General features: G+C 53.3%; 17 protein-coding genes. 8 read left to right on the forward strand and 9 right to left on the reverse strand.

Going from position 1 to position 17,316, the window contains the following annotated elements:
- The 3 genes from ACJHX3_RS16215 to ybbA all read right to left on the reverse strand — a co-directional run.
- Nucleotides 1-939 (reverse strand): DUF6531 domain-containing protein (locus ACJHX3_RS16215; protein ID WP_407631326.1); only part of this gene is annotated, 939 nt, incomplete at its 3' end.
- 428 nt (nt 940-1,367) lie between these two features.
- Complete coding sequence (gene ybbP / locus ACJHX3_RS16220) at nt 1,368-3,782, reverse strand: putative ABC transporter permease subunit YbbP (protein WP_000561852.1); 2,415 nt, start codon at nt 3,780-3,782, stop codon at nt 1,368-1,370.
- Complete coding sequence (ybbA, locus tag ACJHX3_RS16225) at nt 3,779-4,465, reverse strand: putative ABC transporter ATP-binding protein YbbA (RefSeq protein WP_001110573.1); 687 nt, start codon at nt 4,463-4,465, stop codon at nt 3,779-3,781. The genes ybbP and ybbA overlap by 4 nt, the downstream gene beginning before the upstream one ends.
- On the opposite strand from ybbA, the gene tesA reads away from it, so the two are divergent.
- The 3 genes from tesA to cnoX are packed head-to-tail and all read left to right on the forward strand — an operon-like array spanning nt 4,436 to nt 6,773.
- On the forward strand, nt 4,436-5,059 hold the full coding sequence (gene tesA, locus ACJHX3_RS16230) for a multifunctional acyl-CoA thioesterase I/protease I/lysophospholipase L1 (protein ID WP_001295836.1): 624 nt from the start codon (nt 4,436-4,438) through the stop codon (nt 5,057-5,059). The genes ybbA and tesA overlap by 30 nt on opposite strands.
- A complete protein-coding gene (gene ybbO, locus ACJHX3_RS16235) occupies nt 5,049-5,858 on the forward strand; it encodes an NADP(+)-dependent aldehyde reductase (protein WP_000148930.1) in 810 nt (269 codons plus the stop codon). The genes tesA and ybbO overlap by 11 nt, the downstream gene beginning before the upstream one ends.
- Nucleotides 5,859-5,918: 60 nt before the next feature.
- On the forward strand, nt 5,919-6,773 hold the full coding sequence (gene cnoX / locus ACJHX3_RS16240) for a chaperedoxin (RefSeq protein WP_063086088.1): 855 nt from the start codon (nt 5,919-5,921) through the stop codon (nt 6,771-6,773).
- Between the two features lie 62 nt (nt 6,774-6,835).
- Here the strand turns inward: cnoX and fetB are convergent, their stop codons facing one another.
- Together fetB and fetA are read right to left on the reverse strand one after the other, a co-directional pair.
- On the reverse strand, nt 6,836-7,615 hold the full coding sequence (fetB, locus tag ACJHX3_RS16245) for an iron efflux ABC transporter permease subunit FetB (RefSeq protein WP_001295323.1): 780 nt from the start codon (nt 7,613-7,615) through the stop codon (nt 6,836-6,838).
- Nucleotides 7,602-8,279, reverse strand: coding sequence for an iron efflux ABC transporter ATP-binding subunit FetA (gene fetA, locus ACJHX3_RS16250; RefSeq protein ID WP_001157538.1), 678 nt, complete (start codon nt 8,277-8,279; stop codon nt 7,602-7,604). Before fetA ends, fetB begins: the two co-directional genes overlap by 14 nt.
- Nucleotides 8,280-8,424: 145 nt before the next feature.
- Between fetA and ACJHX3_RS16255 the strand changes: the two genes are divergently transcribed.
- Together ACJHX3_RS16255 and ACJHX3_RS16260 are read left to right on the forward strand one after the other, a co-directional pair.
- Nucleotides 8,425-9,342, forward strand: a complete 918-nt coding sequence (locus tag ACJHX3_RS16255; RefSeq protein WP_000904502.1) for an SPFH domain-containing protein — start codon at nt 8,425-8,427, stop codon at nt 9,340-9,342.
- Nucleotides 9,339-9,797: an NfeD family protein gene (locus ACJHX3_RS16260; RefSeq protein ID WP_094308360.1), complete on the forward strand. Its 459-nt coding sequence runs from the start codon at nt 9,339-9,341 to the stop codon at nt 9,795-9,797. Before ACJHX3_RS16255 ends, ACJHX3_RS16260 begins: the two co-directional genes overlap by 4 nt.
- A gap of 185 nt (nt 9,798-9,982) precedes the next feature.
- Here ACJHX3_RS16260 and ACJHX3_RS16265 read toward each other — a convergent pair whose 3' ends face one another.
- Nucleotides 9,983-10,345, reverse strand: a complete 363-nt coding sequence (locus ACJHX3_RS16265; RefSeq protein ID WP_001001643.1) for a hypothetical protein — start codon at nt 10,343-10,345, stop codon at nt 9,983-9,985.
- A gap of 1,470 nt (nt 10,346-11,815) precedes the next feature.
- Between ACJHX3_RS16265 and ACJHX3_RS16270 the strand changes: the two genes are divergently transcribed.
- From ACJHX3_RS16270 to ACJHX3_RS16280, 3 genes are all read left to right on the forward strand, one after another.
- Nucleotides 11,816-12,865, forward strand: a complete 1,050-nt coding sequence (locus ACJHX3_RS16270) for a YadA-like family protein (protein ID WP_251302193.1) — start codon at nt 11,816-11,818, stop codon at nt 12,863-12,865.
- Nucleotides 12,866-12,950: 85 nt separating this feature from the next.
- The gene (locus ACJHX3_RS16275; protein WP_001301626.1) at nt 12,951-13,373 is read left to right on the forward strand and encodes a lipoprotein; all 423 of its coding nucleotides are present in this window, start codon (nt 12,951-12,953) and stop codon (nt 13,371-13,373) included.
- The gene (locus tag ACJHX3_RS16280) at nt 13,370-13,573 is read left to right on the forward strand and encodes a hypothetical protein (RefSeq protein ID WP_000664216.1); all 204 of its coding nucleotides are present in this window, start codon (nt 13,370-13,372) and stop codon (nt 13,571-13,573) included. The genes ACJHX3_RS16275 and ACJHX3_RS16280 overlap by 4 nt, the downstream gene beginning before the upstream one ends.
- A 3-nt stretch (nt 13,574-13,576) precedes the next feature.
- Here ACJHX3_RS16280 and cueR read toward each other — a convergent pair whose 3' ends face one another.
- Genes cueR through ACJHX3_RS16295 form a run of 3 tightly spaced genes read right to left on the reverse strand, consistent with a single transcriptional unit; the run spans nt 13,577 to nt 17,315 of the window.
- The gene (cueR, locus tag ACJHX3_RS16285; protein ID WP_001026747.1) at nt 13,577-13,984 is read right to left on the reverse strand and encodes a Cu(I)-responsive transcriptional regulator; all 408 of its coding nucleotides are present in this window, start codon (nt 13,982-13,984) and stop codon (nt 13,577-13,579) included.
- Nucleotides 13,981-15,156: an HlyD family type I secretion periplasmic adaptor subunit gene (locus ACJHX3_RS16290; protein ID WP_094321866.1), complete on the reverse strand. Its 1,176-nt coding sequence runs from the start codon at nt 15,154-15,156 to the stop codon at nt 13,981-13,983. Before ACJHX3_RS16290 ends, cueR begins: the two co-directional genes overlap by 4 nt.
- A complete protein-coding gene (locus ACJHX3_RS16295; protein ID WP_000739064.1) occupies nt 15,153-17,315 on the reverse strand; it encodes a type I secretion system permease/ATPase in 2,163 nt (720 codons plus the stop codon). Before ACJHX3_RS16295 ends, ACJHX3_RS16290 begins: the two co-directional genes overlap by 4 nt.
- Between the last annotated feature and the right edge of the window lies 1 nt (nt 17,316).

The following is a 17,316-nucleotide window of genomic DNA, read 5'->3' on the forward strand; positions in this document are numbered from 1 at the left end:
CAGGCTCTCCGGGTATGCCGGGTCGTGCATCAGCCACACCGCCGAAAGACGGATGCCCCTGTCGGGGCCGTATTCGGTACCGGGCAGTGTGTCGGGGAACGCTGAGGCTGAAAGAGGGCGGGGGGTGTCAGGGGAAAATAAGGAAGCGGTGTGCTGTTTACGGGCCTCTTCCGCCCGCTGCGCCTGCGTGGTCAGCACCAGACGGAACTCCCGCCCGGCACCGTCCGTCACGCCGGTGATTTCCCCGGCCAGGTCACCGGCGGCCTCACGCCGGTACGTCAGCGTCCGCCCGAAGCGGTCCGCCAGCCCGGTAAGCACCCGGTACGGCGGCAGCGGCGCTGGCAGTACGTCCTCAGCACCCGGCACCCGCTCTGACCACCCCAGTATCCACCACGGTCCCTGTGCGCTGCTGGTCGCCAGGTAAAGATGCGGGCTTAACCGGATATCCGGCGACAGCGCCCCCCACAGCCGCGCCAGCGTGTGGCCGTCCGGCTGCGTTGCCTTACCGCCACGCACCAGCCACAGGGACTCGCTGCGGCTGTACACCGCCTCCCCCGGCAGCAGCGGCTCAAAGTGAATGCTCCGTCCGCCGTTGTCGTTGAGTACCAGTGCATCATCGCGTATCTGTAAGCGGATATCAGAAGGCGCTTTCCAGCCGGGGCCAAAAATCCCCACCGGCGCAGGCGTCTTCGTCCGGTAGCTGCTGTAGGTGCGGGAGAGAATGAACGGCAGCGGGCCGGGCAGCGCAAGGTCCGTCTCGCCGGGCAGCACCTTCGCCCCCAGCAGCGGATTTACCGGGTTGCCCGAAGTCATCCTGCCCGGACACACCGAGCACGCCACGCCGGTGGGCGCGCCAATTCTTACACCTGCCGAACCCTGGACAATGGGACCGCCATACTGAGTCATATCTCCCTGACGCGCCGCTGGTTTTCCGCTCATATAAAGTGCCCTTTTAGTTATTGTTCATATTCCTGTGTTAGCAACAAAAAAATAAAATGACACACAAGACCAGCTAATGTATTTATATATTTTTCACATAAACTTATTTGTTCTCAATCAACAACAACTGTTATTACAGGTCACTTTCAATATTTTATTAAACTAACATTTTTAGCACAGATGAATTCATCATCAACAAATTCACTATATGGATAATATCCATTCAACGCATATGGTTTATGATTTTATTAGTCTGAGTTATTTTTGTAGGGCTATATTTAAAATTATTAAACTCCACCGATTCAGATTAATATCACCAATAGAAAGATAGGAAATCACCAATTCAATAACATCATCAATGAAACATATTGTAGAATTAATTTAAACAAGGCGTTCCATTCAACCAGAACGCCCCTTATTTACTCTCATCACCCCGCAAACTGCCTGAACAGCGCCTTACCCTTAACCAGCCGCGCACCCAGCCAGCCGCCGAAAAGCGACAGCAGCAGCGCACCGCTGCACGGCAGCACAATCCACAATCGCCAGTCTGGCTCCCACGGGAAATCAAACACTTTCGCCTGCAACACTGCCAGCGCCGTTTCCGCACCAATTGCGGCCACCAGGCCAGAAACAAACCCGAGCATGGCGAACTCACACCACAACGTGGTGCGCAGCAGTTTTTTCCCCGCACCGAGTGTGCGCCACACCACCAGCTCCTGATGACGCTGACGCATTCCCACCTGCACCTGTGCCAGCAACAGCAACATACCGCAGGCGGTGACCAGCACCACCATCACCTCCAGCGCCCGACTTACCTGCTCCAGCACCTGGCCGACCTGTTTTAAAATCGCGCCAATGTCTAACAGGCTAATGGTCGGGAACTGGCGGTTGAGTTGCGTCAACATGCCGTTGCCATTCTCCCAGCGGAAACTGGTAAGCCAGCTCTGCGGTTGCCCGTCTAATGCCCCTTCAGGGAAAATAAAATAGAAATTAGGCCGCAGACTTTCCCAGTCAACTTTGCGCAGGCTGGTCACTTTAGCGCGGAACTCCTGGGTATCGCCCATAAAAGTCACAGTATCGCCGAGGGCAACGTTTAAGCGTTTCGCCAGCCCCTCTTCCATTGACACTTCATCGGCTTTTGGCGGCCAGTTACCGGCGACAATCGGATTATGATCGGGCCGCGTATTTTGCCAGGTAAGATTGAGTTCGCGGTTAAGCGCCTCATCTTCATTGCCTTCTGTCGGCTTGCCGTTAATCGCCGTCAGTCGCGCCCGCACCACCGGATAAAATGATTCCGGGACTATCTGATGTTCCGCGAGGAACGTTTTTAGCGGCATAATCTGTTCTGTGGCGATGTTGATTAAAAAGTAGTTCGGGCTTTCTGGCGGTAGCTGCTGTTGCCAGCGGTCGAGCAGATCGCCACGCAATACCAGCAACAGCGCCAGCAGCATAAAGGAGAGCGAAAATGCCGAAAGCTGGCTTAACGTTGACCACGGCTGACGTAACAGGCGGCTAACCGCCAGGCGCAGAGGTAGCGATCTCAGCGTCATGCGGCGAAGTACATTCAGCAGCATCCAGCCCAGCACACCGCATAGCAAAGCCAGTACTACCGCGCCCGCCAGCACCGCCCAGAGCAGCATACTGCCACCCATTAATCCGGCGAGCAGCAGCACAACCACCACACTGACAATCGGCAGATAAAACTTGAGCGGCCAGACGTTCGCGACCACATCATTACGTAATACGCGTAAAGGCTGCGTTGCCAACAACAGGCGGTACGGTCGTAGCCCCACCAGCAGCGAGATGACCGTCATGGTGCCCAGCGCCCACAACCACGGCCAGAGGCTGGCTGGCGGTAGTGCAGCAGGCAGAACGGGCTTGAGCAGCACCATCAACACGTTTTCGAACAACAGGCCTATCGCCCCACCGGTAACGGCTGAAAGCGCCAGCACCATCAACCACTGACCGACGATTAGCTTACGCAGTTGCGCTCGCCCTGCCCCCAGCGTTTTGAGGATCGCCACCAGATCGTAGCGACTGCGACAGTAATGATTCATCGCCACCGCCACCGCTGCCACTGCCAGCAGCAAGGTCAGAAGCGCCGAAAGCAGCAGGAACTGTTGCGAGCGTTCCATCGAGCGCCCCAGCGCGCCTTCGTCCTGTTCCAGACCGTACCAGCGTTGTTCGGGTTTAAGCTGGGGTAACAACCATTTCTCATAGCCGTCGAGCTGGTTCTCGTTGCCGCCGAATTTATAGCGCCAGGTGACCCGACTTCCCGGCTGCACGGCTCCGGTTTTATCGACATCCGCCAGATTCATCATCAGACGCGGAGCCATCTGGAAGGGGTTAAAACCGGAATCCGGTTCCTGAATCACTTCTCCGGCAATCCGCAAGGTGGCATCACCCACGTCGATGGTGTCGCCTGTTTTCAGGTTAAGCAGTGCCATCAGGCGTGGGGCCAGCAATACGCTGCCCGCCTGCGGTTTCAGGCCTGGGGGATTGGTTTGCAGATCGCCATACATCGGATAGATATCATCCACCGCTTTGACGTTCGCCAGCTGCGGTGTGTCGCCTGCAAATGTCATGGTGGCGAAAGTCAGCTGCTTGCCGACTTTCAGGCCGCGCTTTTGCGCTTCCTCCAGCCACGCTTGCGGCACTTCGCGCGAACTGCGCAACGCCCGATCGCCCGCCATAAACTCCCGGCTTTGCTGGCTTAAGCCCTTCTCCATGCGATCGCTGATATTGCCCAGCGCCAGCACGCAGGCCACCGCCAGGCTTAGCGCCAGCCAGACAATTAATAGCGACGGCGAGCGCCATTCGCGCCAGAACCAACGTGCAATCATGCTTCCTCCTGCAACTGCCCGTTCACCAGCCGTAAGCAGCGGTCGCAGCGTGCCGCCAGTTGCAGGTCGTGGGTCACCATAATCAACGTGGTGCCATGCTCACGGTTGAGGGAAAACAGCAAGTCGGCAATTTTATCGCCCGTCTGGCGGTCAAGGTTGCCGGTGGGTTCGTCGGCAAACAGCACATCAGGTCGACCATTAAAGGCTCGCGCCAGCGCCACTCGTTGCTGTTCGCCGCCGGAAAGCTGTGCCGGAAGATGATCAAGACGTTTACCCAGCCCTAACTGTTCGAGCAACGCTTTCGCCCCGTTACGACTTTCCGCGCTACTCTCACCGCGCAGCAGCGCCGGAAGCTCGACGTTTTCCAGCGCGTTAAGGGTAGGAATTAACATAAATGACTGAAAAACAAAGCCTACGTGCTTCGCGCGCAACTTTGCCCGCGCTTCTTCGTCCATATTATGTAGAGGTTGTCCCACCAGACTCACTTCGCCACTGCTGCCGTCATCCAGCCCGGCGAGGATCGCCAGTAAGGTTGACTTACCCGATCCCGACTCACCCACCAGTGCGATGGTCTCGCCACGTTTGACAACCAGCTCAACTCCGGTGAGGATGGAGAGTTCATGCTCCCCCTGACCGACGGACTTCTTAAGATGATGAACTTCAACAATGTTTTCCGCTGGCATTTGCCCTTCCTGTTCCTGGTCCTGTTAACCTTCCGTGCCGCCGCAGCGGACACGTTATTGATTCTGGGTGATAGCCTGAGCGCCGGGTATCGAATGTCTGCCAGCGCGGCCTGGCCTGCCTTGTTGAATGATAAGTGGCAGAGTAAAACGTCGGTAGTCAATGCCAGCATCAGCGGCGACACCTCGCAACAAGGGCTGGCGCGCCTTCCGGCTCTGCTGAAACAGCATCAGCCGCGCTGGGTGCTGGTAGAACTGGGCGGCAATGACGGTTTGCGTGGTTTTCAGCCACAACAAACCGAGCAAACGCTGCGCCAGATTTTGCAGGATGTCAAAGCCGCCAACGCTGAACCATTGTTAATGCAAATACGTCTGCCTGCAAACTATGGTCGCCGTTATAATGAAGCCTTTAGTGCCATTTACCCCAAACTCGCCAAAGAGTTTGATGTTCCGCTGCTGCCCTTTTTTATGGAAGAGGTCTACCTCAAGCCACAATGGATGCAGGATGACGGTATTCATCCCAACCGCGACGCCCAGCCGTTTATTGCCGACTGGATGGCGAAGCAGTTGCAGCCTTTAGTAAATCATGACTCATAAAGCAACGGAGATCCTGACAGGTAAAGTTATGCAAAAATCGGTCTTAATTACCGGATGTTCCAGTGGAATTGGCCTGGAAAGTGCGCTCGAATTAAAACGCCAGGGTTTTCATGTGCTGGCAGGTTGCCGGAAAGCGGATGATGTTGAGCGCATGAACAGCATGGGATTTACCGGCGTGTTGATCGATCTGGATTCGCCAGAAAGTGTTGATCGCGCAGCCGACGAAGTGATCGCCCTGACCGATAATTGTCTGTATGGGATCTTTAACAATGCCGGATTCGGCATGTATGGCCCCCTTTCCACCATCAGCCGTGCGCAGATGGAACAGCAGTTTTCTGCCAACTTTTTCGGCGCACACCAGCTCACCATGCGCCTGTTACCCGCGATGTTACCGCACGGTGAAGGGCGTATTGTGATGACCTCATCGGTCATGGGATTAATCTCCACGCCGGGTCGCGGCGCTTACGCAGCCAGTAAATATGCGCTGGAGGCGTGGTCGGACGCGCTGCGCATGGAGCTGCGCCACAGCGGAATTAAAGTTAGCCTGATCGAACCCGGTCCCATTCGTACTCGCTTCACCGACAACGTCAACCAGACACAAAGCGATAAACCGGTCGAAAATCCCGGCATCGCCGCCCGCTTTACGTTGGGGCCGGAAGCGGTGGTCGACAAAGTGCGCCATGCTTTTATTAGCGAGAAACCGAAGATGCGCTATCCGGTAACGCTGGTGACCTGGGCGGTAATGGTGCTCAAGCGCCTGCTGCCGGGGCGCGTGATGGACAAAATATTGCAGGGGTGAGTTGAAGCGCGCGCTTAAGCCCCCATGTCAAAGAAAATATCGACAACAGAGAGCGACTCCATGTCCGTAGAAAATATTGTCAACATTAACGAATCTAACCTGCAACAGGTTCTTGAACAGTCGATGACCACTCCGGTGCTGTTCTATTTTTGGTCTGAACGTAGCCAGCACTGTTTGCAGTTAACCCCAATTCTGGAAAGCCTCGCGGCGCAGTACAACGGGCAATTTATTCTGGCGAAGCTGGACTGCGACGCGGAGCAGATGATTGCCGCCCAGTTTGGTCTGCGCGCGATTCCGACAGTGTATCTGTTCCAGAACGGGCAACCGGTAGACGGCTTCCAGGGGCCGCAACCGGAAGAGGCGATCCGCGCCCTGCTGGATAAAGTGCTGCCGCGTGAAGAAGAGCTGAAAGCGCAGCAGGCGATGCAGCTGATGCAGGAAGGCAATTACACCGACGCCCTGCCATTGCTGAAAGACGCCTGGCAGTTGTCGAATCAGAACGGGGAGATCGGCCTGCTGCTGGCAGAAACGCTGATTGCGCTGAACCGTTCTGAAGATGCTGAAGCGGTACTGAAAACCATTCCGTTACAGGATCAGGACACCCGCTACCAGGGGCTGGTGGCGCAAATCGAACTGCTGAAGCAGGCGGCAGATACGCCGGAAATTCAACAGCTGCAACAGCAAGTGGCAGAGAATCCAGAAGATGCCGCACTGGCGACGCAACTGGCGCTGCAACTGCATCAGGTTGGGCGCAATGAAGAGGCGCTGGAGTTACTGTTTGGGCATCTGCGTAAAAATCTCACTGCCGCAGACGGTCAGACACGTAAAACATTCCAGGAGATCCTCGCTGCGCTGGGTACCGGTGATGCACTGGCGTCGAAGTATCGCCGCCAGTTATATGCGTTGTTGTATTGAGTTTCCGTTGATCGGCACATGAACCACAACGCCGGATGCGATGCTGCGCATCCGGCATTGCATCATTTCTTCTTCAATTGCGTCACCACCAACTGGTGGCGCGAATTGTAAAACTTACGATAGGTTAAATAGCAGGCAATAATGGTCGACAGGCTGGCGGTTGAGAGCAGCATAAAGGTCACCATAATCTGATATTTAATCGCCTTCACCGGATCAATCCCGGCAAATATCAGCCCGGACATCATTCCTGGTAAACTCACTAAGCCAACCGTTTTTGCTGAATCGACCGTCGGAATTAAAGCCGCGCGAATACTGTCGCGAATCAATATCGCTGAAGCCTGTTTCGGCGTCGCGCCAAGACTCAGTTTCTCCTGAATCTGTTGCTGTTCGCTAATCACCCGTTGCCCTAAATTGTTGTAACACAACCCCACCGCTACCATGGCGTTACCGGCTATCATCCCGGCGATAGGGATCACCTGCATCGGGATAAATTCAATCGACCCTGAGAGAATCAGCACCGCCAGGGTAATTCCCGCCCCGACCGTAATGGCAATAAACGATGAGATAAAAGCTTTAGCAATATATTTACTGCGTTTTTGCGCGTTCCACGCCGCATTAAAGCAGATAAATAACACCATCAATAATGTCAGGCTGGCATCATCCACGCTGAAAATATACTTCAGCACATAGCCGACAATAATCAGCTGAATTATCGCGCGCCCGACGCTCCAGAGAATATCTTTCTCCAGCGCCAGTTTTTCTTTATGGCTAATTAAGATTGCCACCACCACCAGCATTAATGCCAGTGCCAATGATTCGTTAGTAATATTATGCGAGTTCATAGCGTGCTTCCTGCATTTCTCCGGCATGCGGTTGCAGTGTAATCACTTTATCCGCATGATTAATTTCGTCTTTATCGTGTGTCACCCACAGCACGGCAATATTTTGCTCGCGCACATAGCGATGGATCATCTCATTAACGTTATGTTTATTACTTTCATCCAGCGCACTGGTGATTTCATCCAGCAATAAAACCTTCGGCATAAATTGCAGGTTACGAATCAATGAGATGCGTTGTTTTTCACCACCAGATAGCTCGGCGATATTCTTCGTCAAAATGGTGTCCGGTAAGGCGAAGCGTTCGAGAAAATCGAGAAAAATGGCTGGGTCAGGCTGCTGGTTACGGATCTGCCAGGGAAAGATCAGATTATCGTATACCGTATCGCCAAACAGCGTCGGCGTCTGGGCGCAGTAAGACACTTGCTGGCGGTAGATTTCTGGCTTTAGTGTGCTGACATCCTCACCTTCAAACAGTAACGTTCCGCTGGTTGGGCTGATCAATGAAGCAACTATTTTTAGCAGCGTACTTTTGCCACAACCAGAAGGACCGGTAATTAACTTAAATTCGCCAGCACGCAGCGAAAAATTGATGTTATTAAGAATCTTCGCATCACCCGCCAGATATCCTACGTTTTGTAGCTGAAGCAAAGGACTATTTTCCTGCATCGCTGTTCCCTTTTTCTGATTTTTACTAAAAACAGTTTATCCTTCCCAGGAATAAGGGGGAACTCTCTTTCAGTAATCAGGTATAATTTGTTTAATCAAGCAGCAATTTTGCTGATTATGGACGGTACAACAGGAGGTTTTTCCGATGCTTATCTTTATCCCGATTCTCATTTTTGTCGCGCTGGTCATTGTCGGCGCGGGCGTCAAAATCGTGCCGCAGGGCTATCAATGGACGGTAGAACGTTTTGGTCGCTATACCAAAACGTTACAGCCGGGGCTCAGTCTGGTGGTGCCGTTTATGGATCGCATTGGTCGCAAGATCAATATGATGGAGCAAGTGCTCGATATCCCTTCCCAGGAAGTTATCTCGAAAGATAACGCCAACGTTACCATCGACGCCGTGTGCTTTATTCAGGTGATTGACGCGCCGCGCGCGGCTTATGAAGTCAGCAATCTGGAGCTGGCGATCATCAACCTGACCATGACTAACATCCGTACCGTGCTGGGTTCAATGGAACTTGACGAAATGCTCTCTCAGCGCGACAGCATCAACTCACGCCTGCTGCGTATTGTCGATGAGGCCACCAACCCGTGGGGGATTAAAGTCACCCGTATTGAAATTCGCGACGTGCGCCCACCAGCAGAGCTTATCTCTTCAATGAACGCGCAAATGAAAGCGGAACGTACCAAACGCGCTTACATCCTCGAAGCGGAAGGGATCCGTCAGGCGGAAATCCTCAAAGCCGAAGGTGAAAAACAGTCGCAAATCCTGAAAGCGGAAGGCGAACGTCAGTCGGCGTTTTTACAGGCTGAAGCGCGTGAACGTTCCGCTGAAGCAGAAGCCCGCGCCACCAAAATGGTGTCTGAAGCCATCGCCTCCGGTGATATTCAGGCGGTGAACTACTTCGTCGCACAGAAATACACCGAAGCGTTACAGCAGATCGGTTCGTCCAGTAACAGCAAAGTAGTGATGATGCCATTAGAGGCCAGCAGCCTGATGGGGTCGATTGCCGGGATTGCCGAGCTGGTGAAAGACAGCGCCAACAAGCGGACTCAGCCATGATGGAGTTAATGGTCGTTCATCCACATATTTTCTGGCTCAGTCTCGGCGGGTTGCTGCTGGCAGCCGAGATGCTGGGCGGAAATGGTTATCTGTTGTGGAGCGGCGTGGCAGCGGTGATTACCGGCCTGGTGGTCTGGCTGTTGCCGCTGGGTTGGGAGTGGCAAGGGGTGATGTTTGCCGTCCTGACGCTGCTCGCCGCCTGGCTGTGGTGGAAATGGTTGTCGCGGCGGGTGCGCGAACAAAAGCACAGCGACAGTCATTTAAACCAGCGCGGGCGGCAGCTGATTGGCCGACGTTTTGTGCTGGAATCTCCGCTGGTCAACGGGCGCGGTCATATGCGCGTCGGTGACAGTTCATGGCCTGTCAGCGCCAGCGAGGATCTCGGCGCAGGTACGCATGTTGAAGTCATTGCGATAGAAGGGATAACGCTGATCATCCGTGCGGTCATCGCCTGATGCGACGCTGACGCGTCTTATCATGCCTCCAAAAATATGCCCGAATCGTAGGCCGGATAAGGCGTTTACGCCGCATCCGGCGGTTATGCGCTGATGCCTGATGCGGCGCGGGCGCGTCTTATCATGCCTGGAAGTCTGCGCCCGAATCGTAGGCCGCCTCCGCTATATTAACTGGCATTGGCAAATTACTCGTCACTACCTTTATTCATGTTTTTTTGGTCTTCATCCGGATAATGTTTTTTTAGATATTCCAGGACGTTTTTATTGACCTTGTGTTGCGTATACACCCACCCTTTCCAGTAATCAGGCTGGTCCAGGTAAACTTCTGGCGGAATGGTGAAATCAGAAAGCGTTAACCATTCGGCTAACAGATCGGGGTTTCGTTTCTGGATTAACTGCAACAGCATAATCAGTGACATAGCTGAGGCAGGAGCCGTACTATCACCACTCAAATATTTCCACACTGTTGACCGGTTCGAACGAAAAAGGATCGGTAGCAATGCCCGGTCCAGATTCATTTCATTAAAAATCTTCTCAAATTCATTCATTTAAATTTTCCTGCCTGGCGTAAACCTCTTAAAAATTGAGATTTATCAAAGAAACGCATTTTAGCACACATCAGGAACCGCTTCACGTTTAGTCCAGAAACAGAATTTATTTCGCTTATCAAAACAAGTCTTTACTCTTTTTTACATTGAAAGAGCACAAAATGATTTTCTATTTTATTTATATAAGAAACATTTTTTGTTTCTTATTGGTGATGTTTACGCTTACACCAGACAAAAATGCGCTTTACATCACACAAATGGCGGCGTAGATTTCGATCAAATTGCAACGCAGATTAATTCTTATAACAACGTTTTACGTTGCTTATAGAAACAAATATATGACTTACTTTGAAAGAGAAAAAATGCATGAAAACTGTAAAGCTGTCTTTACTGGCTGTCGTTGTTGCTACCGCGGTAAGTCCATCTGCGTTTGCGGGTGATACTGTTGAGGCGGCAACGACAGAATTAACGGCAATCCAGCCAGGAATGTCGCAATCGGAAATTGATCAGAAAATTGGTCGATTTTTAGAAAGGACAGGGAATAGTGCAGCCGCACAAAATTATCTGATTGCGCATGATTACCGGACAACGACACCTCAGGAAAATACAGCTGCCTCTCCCGTACAGCCCGCCAATACGCTGAACCCGATAACCAATCAAGCGCAGACCGACCGCGACAACGGGCAGGATACCGCCATTCAGGACGCACAACATGCCACCAACTGGGCTTCACTGAAAGCTGATGACGCGCAACACGCCATCACGGTGGCGCAGACGGATATTGATGCCAATAAAGCCGCCATCACCGACATCCGTAATGATGTCTCCGCAGTGCAGTCAGACGTCACCAACATAAAAGGCGATGTCGCACATGCCCAGTCAACGGCTGACCATGCCAACGCTAACGCCAACACCGCTCTGATGAACGGCGTCAAACTCTCCTCTGCTGTGACAGAAAACAAAAATAATATCGAACAGAACCGCAGCGATATTGCTGACCAGCAGAAACTGTTGGCATCAAACGAGCAAAAACAGATCGTCCGCGACAACGGGCAGGATACCGCCATTCAGGACGCACAACATGCCGCCAACTGGGCTTCACTGAAAGCTGATGACGCGCAGCACGCCATCACGGTGGCGCAGACGGATATTGATGCCAATAAAGCCGCCATCACCGACACCCGCAGTGATGTCTCCGCAGTGCAGTCAGACGTCACCAACATAAAAGGCGATGTCGCACATACCCAGTCAACGGCTGACCATGCCAACGCTAACGCCAACACCGCTCTGATGAACGGCGTCAAACTTTCCGGTGCTGTGACAGAAAACAAAAACAACATCGAACAGAACCGCAGCGATATTGCCGACCAGCAGAAACTGTTGGCATCAAACGAGCAAAAACAGATCGTCCGCGACAACGGGCAGGATACCGCCATTCAGGACGCACAACATGCCGCCAACTGGGCTTCAATGAAAGCTGATGACGCGCAGCACGCCATTATGGTGGCGCAGACGGATATTGATGCCAATAAAGCCGCCATCGCCGACACCCGTAATGATGTCTCCGCAGTGCAGTCAGACGTCACCAACATAAAAGGCGATGTCGCACATGCCCAGTCAACGGCTGACCATGCCAACGCTAACGCCAACACCGCTCTGATGAACGGCGTCAAACTCTCCTCTGCTGTGACAGAAAACAAAAACAATATCGAACAGAACCGCAGCGATATTGCTGACCAACAGCAACAACTCGACGAAACCCGGAAAACCGTTGCCGCCACCGGTGATGTACAGACTGCTGCCCGATATCAGAGCATGATTGACGCCAGACAGACAGCCGCTGCCAATGCGCAACAGGCACAAGCGGACACCCAGCAGCAACAAATGGACGATCAGCAGAAACAAATCGACGCGACGCAAAAAACGGTTTCCGCACTTGGCGATGCCCAGACCAACGCACATTATCAAGAGATGGTTAACGCCGGACTGAGAGCACAAAATGATGCGAATGCGCGTACTGCAGCAGAACAAAAACAAAAAATAGATACTCTGGCGACTAACCAGGCAACACAACAGCATATCGATAGTGTGCAGTACGGGGAACAAATTCAGCGTCTGGCGCAAGACTCAACGCAAACGCATGAACAAATTGACAGCCTGACACAAGACGTAACCCAAACGCATCAGCAGTTAAGCAACACGCAAAAACGAGTAGCGGATAATAGCCAGCAGATTACTACGCTCAATAACCATTTCAGTTCGCTGAAAAACGAAGTTGAGGACAACCGTAAAGAAGCCAATGCGGGAACTGCATCAGCCATCGCTATCGCCTCACAACCACAGGTGAAAGCCGGTGACTTTATGATGATGTCAGCGGGAGCGGGAACCTTCAACGGTGAATCTGCGGTGTCTGTCGGAACATCTTTTAATGCCGGAACGCATACCGTGATTAAAGCCGGTGTCTCTGCGGATACGCAATCTGATTTCGGCGCGGGTGTCGGCGTGGGATATTCTTTCTAATATTCCAATCCTCAATATAAATAAGAGCAAGGAAGCTTGCCGGGTTTCACCTCTTCATTAATTTGTACATTATTTAAGGTTAACAATGATGAATAGTTCCATTAAATCGTTTTCCCTGCTGGCGGTTATATTACTGGCTGGCTGTAGTTCACCCACTTCCCGCATCGCAGATTGCCAGGCGCAGGGCGTCAGCCATGATACCTGTTACCTCGCAGAACAGCAGCGTCAGGCGGCTATTTTAAGTGCATCCGAAGCGCAGGCATTTAAAAATGCAGAAGCCGCACAACATGCCCAGGCGGCAAAGAAAGCCATTTATAAAGGATTTGGCATGACCTTTAGAATGAGCAGTAAGAACTTTGCTTATCTCAATGATTCATTATGTGCAATTGATGAAGACAATAAAGATGCCACTGTTTATCAGTCAGGTCTTTATAACGTCATTGTTTATCACCACACGGGAAAAGTCGCCTTAATGAAGGAAGGTCAGTTTGTGGGTTATTTAAAATGAAGGAGCAAAGGAAAATCCCTCTGACGCATATTATGATTATCGGTGCGTTTATTTTTGCCTTCTTGCAAGTGGTGTTATTAGCCTCCCTGGTTCACGCTGTGAATGTTAACAATGAAATCCAGGAAGGCTTATTTCAATCGGGGCGCATAATGGTAGAAAGTTTGCAGCATATTCTTTCAGTGCAAACGGGGATTAACTGATTTTCACCCCGCCCGATGATGACAGCAGCCGGAGAGATTTTCGATAATTGGGCAGTCGGCGCTGTCATCACCGGGGCAGGCATTCGCCAGCGCCAGTAGCTGGTCGCGCATGGATTGCAGTTCTTCAATGTGCCGTTCGATCTCCGCCACTTTCTCCAGCGTGCGCCGTTTTACATCGGCGCTGTGACGCTGCGGGTCGTTAAACAGATTCACCAGTTCGCCGCTCTCTTCCAGGTTAAAGCCCACCTGGCGCGCCTGGCGCAGTAAGGTCAGTTCGTTGAGATGCTGCTGCGTGTAGGTTCGATAACCATTTTCGCTGCGCATCGGCGGCGTCACCAGACCCTTTTCTTCATAGAAGCGAATGGCTTTGCTGGTCAGGCCGGTAATTTTTGCTACATCGCTAATGTTCATCGTTCGCGCAACGCCTCCTGTGCTTTGTTAAAGGGTTTCAACAGATAATCCAGCACGCTTTTTTTGCCGGTGCGGATATCGACCGTCGCCACCATACCGGGGAATATCGGAAACTGCTGTTTGCTTTTATTTTCCAGATGGTTGCTGAAAGTGCGAATGTACACCCGATAGTAATAAACATCGCGCCGTACTTCATCCTGCACGGTGTCTGGTGATATCACCGCCACTTCTCCCGGCAGGCCGCCGTAGATGGAGTAATCGTAGGCAGTTATTTTCACCAGCGATTTTTGCCCCGGGTGGATGAACGCCACATCGCGCGGGGAGATTTTTGCCTCAATCAGCAGTTGCTCATCCAGCGGCACGATGGTCATCAGTTTACCACCGGGGGCAATGACGCCGCCAACCGTGGTGACGTCAATGTCCTGAACAATGCCTCGCACCGGCGCGGTAAAGTTGAGCCTGGTGAGGGAGTCTTCCCGTCCACGGATCACCGAACGCTGGGTTTCCACTTCCGCATTGGCTTTTGCTAACTCTTCGCGCGCCTGAACGTAGTATTGCGTGCGCACGTCGCTAAGTTTGTTTTCCAGTTCATTGGCCTGGCGTTGCAGGCGCAGCACTTCAACGCTGCTCGCCGCCCCCTGTTTTACCAGCGGCTGGGTCATCGCCAGTTCACGGTTGACCAGGCTAATCCCCTGCGTCAGCCCGGTGGTGGCTTTGTTCAACCCGTCGCGGCGAGTGTTGTACAACGCCGTTTCCGACTCGATAAGTTCGGGGAATTTATTCAGTTCGTCAGGGAAGACCAGCGGTTTATTACTCACTTCCGCCCGCAGCCGCGCCGAGGTTGCCAGCGCCGCGTACAGCCGCGACATTGCTTCCTGGACGTCGGATTCCGTTTTGGTGCGGTTAAGCTGCGCCAGCGACTGGCCCTGTTCAACAATATCGCCAACCTTGACGTCGAGATGATACAGAATTCCGCCTTCCAGCGACTGCACCACCTGTTCGCGCCCGGAGGGTTCTACCGTGCCGCTGCCGGTGGTGACTTCATCAAGCTGGAAGTACCACGCCCAGCCGAGAAAACAGAGCAGCATCACAGCGGTAACGCGTACCGCCAGCGCCGAACGCGGCAAGCGGGGTTCAGTCAGGCCACGGTTGTATTGCAGTTGTCCGTTCATGCGGCAGACCCCTTATTCTTCTCCTGCAACACCACCCGTCGCGCCGTGGGTTCGCTCTGTTCACGCAAAATGGCCTCTTTCGCGCCATCCATCACAATCCGCCCCTGATCCATCACGATGATCCTGTCCACCAGTTGCAGCATCGCCGTGCGGTGAGTAGCGATGACCAGCGTGCGATGCCCAATCCACTGTTTCAGTTGTTCGATTAAATACGCTTCCGCCATTTCGTCCAGCGAGGCGCTGGGTTCATCGAGCAGCACGATATTGGGTTGAGAGATGAGTAGCCGTGCCAGCAGCAGCGTTTGCCGCTGACCACCAGAGAGGCCAAATCCCCCTTCCTGAATCATGTAGTTGAGGCCGTTTTTCTGCTTCTGCACAAAGGGCAGCGCGCCACTTAGCGTTAACGCGCGTTCGATATCTTCATCGCTGGCTTCCGGCATCCCCATGGTGAGGTTTTCCCGCAGCGAACCGAAGAACAGTCGCCCGGTCTGGCTCAGCAGCCCCATGTCGCGGCGCAGATCCGCCGGATCAAGCTGACCGATGCTGATGTTATCCAGCAGCACCTGCCCCTGCTGTGCGATACGCATTCCGGCGAGCATTTGCAGTAGCGTTGATTTACCCGCGCCGTTGCGCCCAAGAATGGCGATTTTCTCTCCGGCCTGAATGTTGAGTTTGCCAATCGCCACATCGGCAATTTTCTCTTCTTCGTCGTAATAAAAGATAGCGTTGCTGAACTGATAATTGCCGTGTAGCACCGCTTTATGCACCAGTTTGCCGTGTTCCGGCTGATCCACCGGGCGCTTCATCAGTTCATCAAGTCCGTTGCGCGCCACTTTCGCCTGCTGCCAGCGCGAGAGCACGCCGGATATCTGCGACAGCGGCGCGATGGTGCGCGAAGCCAGGATCGTCGTCCCGACCAGTGCGCCGGTAGTCATGTCGCCGTTCATCACCATAAAGCAGCCCACCAGAAGCACCACCACGTAAACGATGGACTGCACTTCCTGGGTCCAGGTGAGCAGTAGCCCGGTGAGAAAACGTTGCCTCATGCTGATAGATGACGCCACGTCGTTGGTGTGGTTCCACTGATTCTGAAAACGCTGTTCGGCGCGCAGCAGTTTAATGTCTTCAATCGACTGCACGGCCTCCACCAGCGTAGCGTTGCGTACCGCTGATTCGCGCATCCCTTCGTTCGCCAGACGCGCCAGCGGGCGTTGCACCAGCAGGCCTGGGATCACCAGCAAGGGCAGCGCCAGTAAAACCACCAGCACCAGCCAACCGCCGATCATCCACAAAATAAAAACAAACAGCAGGAAGAACGGCAGATCCGCCACCGCGCCGATGGTGGTGGAAGTAATCAGCTCCCGCACCGATTCCAGTTCGCGGATCTGCGAGATAAACGATCCGGTGGATTTCGATCGCACGTTGTTTTTAAGCCGTAGCGCATGACCAAAAACGCGATCCGAAATACGCAGATCCGCCCGCTTGCCGATCACATCCGAAAGATGTGTGCGCACCATGCGCATACAGAACTCAAACAGGATCGCCATCATCACCCCGGCGAACAGCACCCATAGCGTCGGGTACGATTGCGCCGGAACGACGCGGTCGTAAACCTGCATCGAGAAAATCATCGCCGCAAGCGCCAGCACGTTCGCCACCAGTGACGCCAGCATAATATCGCCATAGCGCCGCCAGTCTTTTAGCGAGAGATTCCAGAACCAGTTCGCCTGATACGGGCGAATATAGTCGTCTACCCGCGCGTCAGGAATAGCGCTGAGCGGGCGCAACAGCGCCAGTTCGACGATGTTATCTTCAATATCCGTAACGTTAAGCGTGGTTTCCAGCCCTTCGTCACCGCTGAACTGAACGCTGATATTGTCGTGATTATCGCGGCGGGTGATCACGCCAATCTGCTGATTATCAAATACCGCGATCAGCGGCAGCCGCCAGGGGTTAAGCGAGTCGGCGGAGAACTCCACCAACCGTAACCCCATTCCCAACTGCCGCGCCATATCGGTGAGCAACTCTTCCCGCTTGCTGTCGCGCTCCCAGTTGACGGTTGCGCGCACGTTCTCCTGAGAAAAATCGAGGCGGTAATAACGCGCCACGGCGATCATCGCCTCCAGCCAGGCTTCCACGGACTGGGCATTTTTTTTCATT

Origin of the sequence: Escherichia sp. WS1265 (genome assembly GCF_046487585.1) — a bacterium.
GTDB classification, from domain to species: Bacteria; Pseudomonadota; Gammaproteobacteria; order Enterobacterales; family Enterobacteriaceae; genus Escherichia; species Escherichia coli.